General features: G+C 70.2%; 5 protein-coding genes. 4 read left to right on the top strand and 1 reads right to left on the bottom strand.

Features of this window, described 5'->3' with window-relative positions; all coding sequences use genetic code 11:
• Positions 1 to 160: 160 nt before the first annotated feature.
• Positions 161 to 427: a 30S ribosomal protein S20 gene (gene rpsT / locus GUY60_RS30195; protein WP_161703523.1), complete on the bottom strand. Its 267-nt coding sequence runs from the start codon at positions 425 to 427 to the stop codon at positions 161 to 163.
• A gap of 259 nt (positions 428 to 686) precedes the next feature.
• On the opposite strand from rpsT, the gene lepA reads away from it, so the two are divergent.
• The 4 genes from lepA to hemW form a co-directional block, all read left to right on the top strand.
• A complete protein-coding gene (gene lepA / locus GUY60_RS30190) occupies positions 687 to 2,552 on the top strand; it encodes a translation elongation factor 4 (protein ID WP_161703521.1) in 1,866 nt (621 codons plus the stop codon).
• A gap of 269 nt (positions 2,553 to 2,821) precedes the next feature.
• On the top strand, positions 2,822 to 4,714 hold the full coding sequence (locus tag GUY60_RS30185) for an AMP-dependent synthetase/ligase (RefSeq protein ID WP_161703519.1): 1,893 nt from the start codon (positions 2,822 to 2,824) through the stop codon (positions 4,712 to 4,714).
• 257 nt (positions 4,715 to 4,971) lie between these two features.
• Positions 4,972 to 6,930, top strand: a complete 1,959-nt coding sequence (locus GUY60_RS30180) for a SpoIIE family protein phosphatase (RefSeq protein ID WP_312866482.1) — start codon at positions 4,972 to 4,974, stop codon at positions 6,928 to 6,930.
• Positions 6,931 to 7,065: 135 nt separating this feature from the next.
• A partial coding sequence (hemW, locus tag GUY60_RS30175) for a radical SAM family heme chaperone HemW (protein WP_187370164.1) occupies positions 7,066 to 8,287 on the top strand: 1,222 nt, incomplete at its 3' end.

Genomic DNA, 8,287 nt, shown 5'->3' with positions numbered 1-8,287 from the left:
CCCCCCGCCCCAGAAAAGGAGCAGAGGACGAGGTCCAGGTTTGTGCTGGGTGGATCCGCACCCGCGTGGCGAACGCAGGCCGCGTGCGGATCCGGGGGTGCCGGGCGGGAGCGGATGAGAGGGCCCGCTCGGGTCCGTCCGGCGATCAAATCAAGTGGGTTCAGCCCTTGAGGCCGGCAACCTTGGAAGCAAGCGCCGACTTCTTGTTGGCGGCCTGGTTCTTGTGGATGACGCCCTTGGAGACGGCCTTGTCCAGCTTGCGGTTGGCGTCGCGGAGGGCCGTGGTGGCCTTCTCGACGTCGCCCGCGGCGGTCGCCTCACGGGCCTTGCGGATCGCGGTCTTGAGCGAGGACTTGACGGCCTTGTTACGCAGGCGCGCCTTCTCGTTCGTCTTGTTCCGCTTGATCTGGGACTTGATGTTCGCCACGAAAGAGCCTTTTCAGGTTCGATGATTCTTAACGGCAGCCACCCGGCGGCAGCCCGCCCTCAGGCGGGAAGGTCCGGGGGACCGAGGATGTGCCTCGTACGCTGAGAGGGCACGCGAGACACAGCTGACCAGGCTACCAGCGCCCCTCCCGGCGGCCCAAACCGAGCCTTCCTCGTCGCGCATGGGACGATGGAGGCTGCGTAATGATCCGACCCGAGGCTGCAGAGCGCTGCCGACGTCTCAAGAATCAGGACCCTGCGTGCCCGCGACCCCTACGAATGTGCCCGAGCCGAGCCGTACCGACCCGGCGCTGATCCGCAATTTCTGCATCATCGCGCACATCGACCACGGCAAGTCCACGCTCGCCGACCGCATGCTCCAGCTGACCGGTGTGGTCGAGCAGCGCCAGATGCGCGCTCAGTACCTCGACCGTATGGATATCGAGCGTGAGCGCGGCATCACCATCAAGTCCCAGGCGGTCAGGCTGCCCTGGGCACCCACCGAGGGTGAGGGGCAGGGCAAGACCCACATCCTCAACATGATCGACACCCCGGGCCACGTGGACTTCACCTATGAGGTCTCGCGCTCGCTCGCCGCGTGCGAGGGGACGATCCTGCTCGTCGACGCCGCCCAGGGCATCGAGGCCCAGACCCTCGCCAACCTGTACCTGGCGATGGAGAACGACCTCCGGATCGTCCCGGTGCTGAACAAGATCGACCTGCCGGCCGCCCAGCCGGAGAAGTTCGCCGAGGAGCTGGCGAACCTGGTCGGCTGTGAGCCCGACGACGTACTGAAGGTGTCCGCGAAGACCGGTCTCGGCGTCGAGGCGCTGCTCGACCGGGTCGTGAACGAGGTTCCGGCGCCGGTCGGCGTCCAGGACGCCCCCGCCCGCGCGATGATCTTCGACTCGGTCTACGACTCGTACCGCGGCGTCGTCACGTACGTCAGGGTGGTCGACGGAAAGCTCAACAAGCGTGAGCGGATCCGGATGATGTCCACGGGCGCAACGCACGAGCTCCTGGAGATCGGTGTCTCGTCGCCCGAGATGACTCCGGCCGACGGCATCGGCGTCGGTGAGGTGGGCTACATCATCACCGGCGTGAAGGACGTCCGGCAGTCCAAGGTCGGTGACACGATCACCTCCCTGAACAAGGGCGCCACCGAGGCGCTCGGCGGTTACAAGGACCCGAAGCCGATGGTCTTCTCGGGGCTCTATCCGCTGGACGGCTCGGAGTACCCCGACCTGCGCGAGGCGCTGGACAAGCTGCAGCTCAACGACGCCGCGCTCGTCTACGAGCCGGAGACCTCGGCCGCGCTCGGCTTCGGCTTCCGCGTCGGCTTCCTGGGGCTGCTCCACCTCGACGTGATCCGGGAGCGCCTCGAGCGCGAGTTCGGGCTCGACCTGATCGCCACCGCCCCCAACGTGGTCTACCGCGTGATCATGGAGGACGGCACCGAGCACCAGGTCACGAACCCGAGCGAGTTCCCCGAGGGCAAGATCGACAAGGTCTTCGAGCCGGTCGTACGGGCCACGGTGCTCGCGCCCAGCGAGTTCATCGGCTCGATCATGGAGCTCTGCCAGAACCGCCGCGGTGTGCTGCTCGGCATGGACTACCTCTCCGAGGACCGCGTCGAGATCCGGTACACGCTGCCGCTCGCGGAGATCGTCTTCGACTTCTTCGACCAGCTGAAGTCCAAGACGCGGGGTTACGCGTCCCTGGACTACGAGCCCACCGGTGAGCAGTCCGCGCAGCTCGTCAAGGTCGACATCCTGCTGCACGGCGACAAGGTCGACGCCTTCTCGGCCGTCACGCACAAGGACGCGGCGTACGCGTACGGCGTGCGGCTCGTCGCCAAGCTGCGCGAGCTCATCCCGCGCCAGGCCTTCGAGATTCCCGTGCAGGCGGCCATCGGCTCCCGCGTGATCGCTCGCGAGACCATCCGCGCCATCCGCAAGGACGTCCTCGCCAAGTGCTACGGCGGCGACATCTCCCGTAAGCGGAAGCTGCTCGAGAAGCAGAAGGAAGGCAAGAAGCGGATGAAGATGGTCGGCTCCGTCGAGGTGCCGCAGGAGGCCTTCATCGCGGTGCTCTCCAGCGACGAGGGATCCGCGAAGAAGAAGTAGCCAGAGGAAGTAGCCACACGGTGTGGGCCCGTCGTGCAGTAGCGCGGCGGGCCCTCGTCATGTCCGGGTGCCGTGCTCGGGACGGAGTGTGCGCGGTCCGTTGAAAGTGAAAGGTCGTAGCCCCTTACGCGAAGGGGGTGGGCGCCTTACTCTGATCACTGCTCGAAGGTTACTCGCTAGTTAAACAACAGCACATCAATCCCCCCTTCTCAGACAATCGCCCCCTTCGCCAACAGTCGTACGCACTGTCGCGGGCCCCGGAGGATGTCGTGAGCGACACACAGACACTGATCGAGAACCGTCCGCCCTCCGTGGCGGGCCTCTTCCTGGAGCGCGTTGCCGCCACCCCGGATGCCGAGGCGTATCGCTATCCGGTGCCACCGGCCGCAGGCTCGGGCCCCGACGACTGGAAGTCGCTGAGCTGGGGTCAGGCGGCCGAGCGGGTCTTCTCGATCGCGGCCGGGCTGATGGACCTCGGGATCGAGCCCGAGGAGCGGGTGGCGCTCGCCGCCGACACCCGGGTCGAGTGGATCCTCGCCGACCTCGGCATCCTCTGCGCCGGCGCGGCCACGACCACGGTCTACTCGTCGACCAACGCCGAGGAGTCCGCGTTCATCCTCTCCGACTCCGGCAGCAAGGTGCTGATCGCGGAGAACGAGGCGCAGCTCGCCAAGGCGCGGGAGCGGCGCGCGGAGCTGCCGGACCTCAAGTACGTCGTCCTGATCGACGGCGACCACGGCCTCGCCACCGGTGACGACGAGGGCGACGACTGGGTGCTCTCGCTCGCCGATCTGGAGGCGCGCGGCGCCGCGTACCTGGAGAAGAACCCGGCGGCGGTCAAGGAGCGGATCGCCGCGATCACCAAGGACCAGCTCGCCACGATCATCTACACCTCCGGCACCACGGGCAGGCCCAAGGGCGTGCGGCTGCCGCACGACAACTGGTCGTACATGGCGAAGGCCATCGCCGCGACCGGGCTCGTCGGCGCCGACGACGTGCAGTACCTGTGGCTGCCGCTCGCGCATGTCTTCGGCAAGGTGCTGACCAGCGGTCAGATCGAGGTCGGGCACGTCACGGCCGTCGACGGCCGGGTCGACAAGATCATCGAGAACCTGCCGGTCGTGCAGCCGACGTACATGGCCGCCGTGCCGCGGATCTTCGAGAAGGTCTACAACGGGGTCGTGGGCAAGGCGCGTGCCGGTGGCGGCGCCAAGTACAAGATCTTCCAGTGGGCGGCCGGGGTGGCCCGCGAGTACGCGAAGGTCACCCAGGACAACTTCCGCAGGACCGGGAACGCCTCGGCGCCCTTCCCGCTGTCCGCCAAGCACGCCCTCGCCGACAAGCTGGTCTACGGGAAGCTGCGGGAGGCCTTCGGCGGTCGACTGCGGGCCTGCGTGTCCGGTTCGGCGGCGCTCGCGCCCGAGATCGGCTACTTCTTCGCGGGCGCCGGCATCCACATCCTGGAGGGCTACGGCCTCACCGAGTCCTCGGCCGCGTCCTTCGTGAACCCGGGCGAGGCGTACCGCACCGGAACCGTCGGCAAGCCGCTGCCCGGCACCGAGGTGCGGATCGCGGACGACGGCGAGATCCTGCTGCGCGGCCCCGGCATCATGGAGGGCTACCACGGCCTTCCCGAGAAGACCACCGAGGTCCTGGAGTCCGACGGCTGGTTCCACACCGGCGACATCGGCGAGCTGTCCCCCGACGGCTACCTGCGGATCACCGACCGCAAGAAGGACCTGATCAAGACCTCCGGCGGCAAGTACATCGCGCCCGCCGAGGTCGAGGGCCAGTTCAAGGCGGTCTGCCCGTACGTCTCCAACATCCTGGTGCACGGCGCCGACCGGAACTTCTGCACCGCCCTGATCGCCCTCGACGAGCCGTCCGTGCTCAGCTGGGCCGAGGAGCAGGGGTTCGGCGGGAAGTCGTACGCCGAAGTGGTGGCCGACAAGCGGACCGTCGCGCTCATCGACGGCTATGTGCGGGAGCTCAACCAGGGCCTGCAGCGCTGGCAGACCATCAAGAAGTTCCGGCTGCTGCCGCGCGACCTCGATGTCGAGCACGGTGAGCTGACGCCCAGCCTGAAGCTGAAGCGGCCGGTCGTGGAGCGCGAGTACAAGGGTCTGATCGACGACATGTACGCGGGCGCCATGGAGAAGTGAGGCTCGGGTACTCCTGAGACCTACGGGCGCGGCCGCCGGATGACCTCCGGTGGCCGCGCCCGTTGTCATGTGCCCCCGCGCTCGCCGTGAGCGGAGGGAAATCCTCCGTTCGAAAGTGACCGTTCCGGGCGCGGGCGTGGGCCGGTTTTCGTTCAGGGTGGCCCACTTCGGTAACTCGGTGCTTATGCGCGGGTCCGGTCTGTCACTCTGTCCGGGTCGCCTGAGGCGTCAGCCCGAACTGCTCAGGAGCTGCAAACGTGGGGTCCATTCCAATGCAGCGGGAGACCGATACACGGGATTCTCGCCCGTCGCGTCCGCACGTCCCGTCCACCGGCCGGGACGTGCGGGCCTGCGTGCGGGTCACCCTGTCCGGCGACTCGCTGGCCGCCCGCGCCGCCCGGCGCTGTGTGCGTGGCGCGCTCGCCGAGTGGACGGAGCAGGGCCGACCCGCCGCCGAGGGCATCACCGACCGCCTCGCCGACGACGCCGTGGTCCTGGTCAGCGAACTCGTCACCAACGCGGTGGTGCACGCGGGCACCGACGTGGAACTGCTCTGCCGCCTGGAATACGCGGAGGAGAGCGCCGAGGGCGAAGGCACCTCGCTGCTCCTGGAGGTCACCGACCACCACCCGGCCCGCCCCGTACAGGGCGACAGCGCCGCACCGCCCGCCTCCACCGCCGAGTACGGCCGCGGCCTCCAACTCGTCGCCGGGCTCTCGGAGTCGTGGGGCATCACGTACCGCACCGGCAGCAAGACCGTCTGGGCCCGGCTGCCCGTGGACGGCGTCGATGTGTCCCGCGAGCTGGAGGTGTACGCGGGCGAGCAGGCCGCCGAGCGCCGGCTGCGGGTCGCCGAGCTCGCGCCCGCGCCGGGCGACCACGGCGGGGAGTGGGGCAACCGCGGCACCCTCTCCTTCCTGGCCGAGGCGTCCGACCTGCTCGCCGGACAGCTCGACGAGGACATGGTCGCCGCCCTCGCCGGACAGCTCCTCGTGCCCCGGCTCGCCGACTGGTGCGCGGTCTGGCTCGACGACGAGGGCGACCGGCGCACCGCGGGCCCCGCCGACGTACCGCGCCTGGCCCGCGTCTGGCACAGCAGCGAGAACCGCATCGAGGAGCTGCACCGCACCCTGGAGAAGGACCCGCCGCGCCACCAGGGGCCGCCGCGTTCGGGCGCCGTGCCCGCGCCGTGGCCCGCCGAAGGGCTCGGCGGCACGACCGGTACCGCGCTCGCGCACCGCCTCGTCGTCGGCGGCCGGGCGCTCGGCACGCTGCTCGTCGGGCGGGCCGGGCTGCGGCGCTTCCCCGACGAAGTCACCGGTCTCCTGGAGGACTTCAGCCGCCGGGTGGCCCTCGCGATCGGCGCCGCGCGGCAGTACTCCCGGCAGGCCACCATCAGCCGCGTCCTGCAGCGCGGTCTGCTGCCCAGCTCCGTCGCCCAGGTTCCGGGACTCCGCACCGCCCTCGTGTACGAGCCCCGCGACAAGGGCCTCGCGGGCGGTGACTTCTACGACGTGTTCCCCGCGGGCGACGGCCGCTGGTGCTTCGCCCTCGGCGACGTCTGCGGCAACGGACCGGAGGCGGCCGTCGTCACCGGCCTCGCCCGGCCCTGGCTGCGGCTGCTCGCGCGTGAGGGGTACCGGGTCGGCGACGTCCTCACCCGCCTCAATCAGGCCCTCCTCGACGACGGGATGCAGGCCGCCGAGGCCGCCGCCCGTGCCGTCGCCGCCGCGGGCCTGCCGGGCATCACCGGCAGGCCCGTCGCCCCGACGGTCGTGAGCGGTTCACCGGAGGACAGCTCGCCCGCCCGCTTCCTCTCCGTCCTCTACGGCGAGCTGGTCCCCTCCGACGACGGCGTGCTCTGCACCGTGGCCTGCGCGGGCCACCCGCTGCCGCTTGTCCTCGACCCCGAGGGCGGGGTGCGCGCGGTGGCCGAGCCGCAGGTGATCCTCGGCATCCTGGACGACGTGGAGTACGCCAGCGAAACCTTCTTGCTCGGCAAGGGCGAGACCCTGCTCTGCGTCACCGACGGCGTCACCGAGCGGCGCGACGGCCCGCGCCAGTTCGACGACGGCGACGGGCTCGCGGCCGCCCTCGCCACCTGCACGGGCCTGGCCGCCGACCAGGTCGCCGAACGCATCCGGCACCTCGTCGACGCGTTCTCGGAGGTTCCGCCCGACGACGATCTGGCGCTGCTTGTGCTGCAGGCGGACTGAGGCTCCCGGCTGGGGTACGGGTCGGCTTTCCGGGGCGGCTTCCGTGCCGAGTTCCGGGACGGCTCTCGCGTTGGTTGTTCTGCCCGTGGCAGAGGGCCGACGGGTTATGCCGTTCGGTACGGGACAATGGGGTGCATGCCCTCCGTACTTCCCGATGGTGAACCCGTGCCCTTCGACGGGGCGCTGCCCGCGCACGCCCTGGCCGACGCGGCAGCCCGCCCCCTCGGGTTCTATCTGCACGTCCCGTACTGCGCCACCCGCTGCGGGTACTGCGACTTCAACACCTACACCGCGAGCGAGCTGCGCGGCCCCGAAGGTGCCCTGGCCTCGCGGGACAACTACGCGGACCACCTGATCGAGGAGATCCGGCTCGCCCGCAAGGTCCTCGGCGACGACCCGCGCGCGGTGCGCACCCTCTTCGTCGGCGGCGGCACTCCGACGCTGCTGCCCGCGGCCGACCTGGTGCGGGTCCTGGGCGCGGTGCGCGCGGAGTTCGGGTTCGCGCCGGACGCCGAGATCACCACGGAGGCCAACCCCGAGTCGGTCGACCCGGCCTATCTGGAGGAGCTGCGCGGCGGCGGCTTCAACCGGATCTCGTTCGGTATGCAGAGCGCCCGGCAGCACGTCCTGAAGATCCTCGACCGCACGCACACCCCCGGCCGCCCCGAGGCCTGCGTCGCCGAGGCACGCGCGGCGGGCTTCGCGCATGTGAACCTCGACCTGATCTACGGCACACCGGGCGAGTCCGACGACGACTGGCGGGCCTCACTCGAAGCGGTGCTCGGCGCGGGCCCCGACCACATCTCGGCGTACGCCCTGATCGTCGAGGAGGGCACCCAGCTGGCCCGCCGCATCCGCCGCGGCGAGGTCCCGATGACCGACGACGACGTGCACGCCGACCGCTATCTCATCGCCGACGAGCTGCTCGCGGCGGCCGGATACGACTGGTACGAGGTGTCCAACTGGTCGACCACGGACGCCGCCCGCTGCCTGCACAACGAGCTGTACTGGCGGGGCGCCGACTGGTGGGGCGCGGGCCCCGGCGCGCACTCCCACGTCGGCGGGGTCCGGTGGTGGAACGTCAAGCATCCCGGGGCGTATGCGCAGGCGCTGGTCGCGGGGAGGTCGCCCGGGGCCGGGCGGGAGCTGCTCTCCGAGGAGGACCGGCGGGTGGAGCGGGTTCTTCTTGAGCTCCGCTTGCGCGAGGGGGTGCCGCTTTCGCTGTTGCGTACGGCGGGACTCGCGGCTTCGCGCCGGGCGCTGGAGGAGGGGCTGCTGGAATCCGGTCCCTATGGCGGGGGGCGAGCCGTACTTACCCTGCGGGGGCGGTTGTTGGCGGATGCGGTGGTGCGGGATC

This window comes from Streptomyces boluensis, from assembly GCF_009908195.1.
GTDB classification, from domain to species: domain Bacteria; phylum Actinomycetota; class Actinomycetes; order Streptomycetales; family Streptomycetaceae; genus Streptomyces; species Streptomyces boluensis.
The sequence above is the reverse complement of the archived record's forward strand: the minus strand, read 5'-3'. Positions and strand labels throughout refer to the sequence as shown.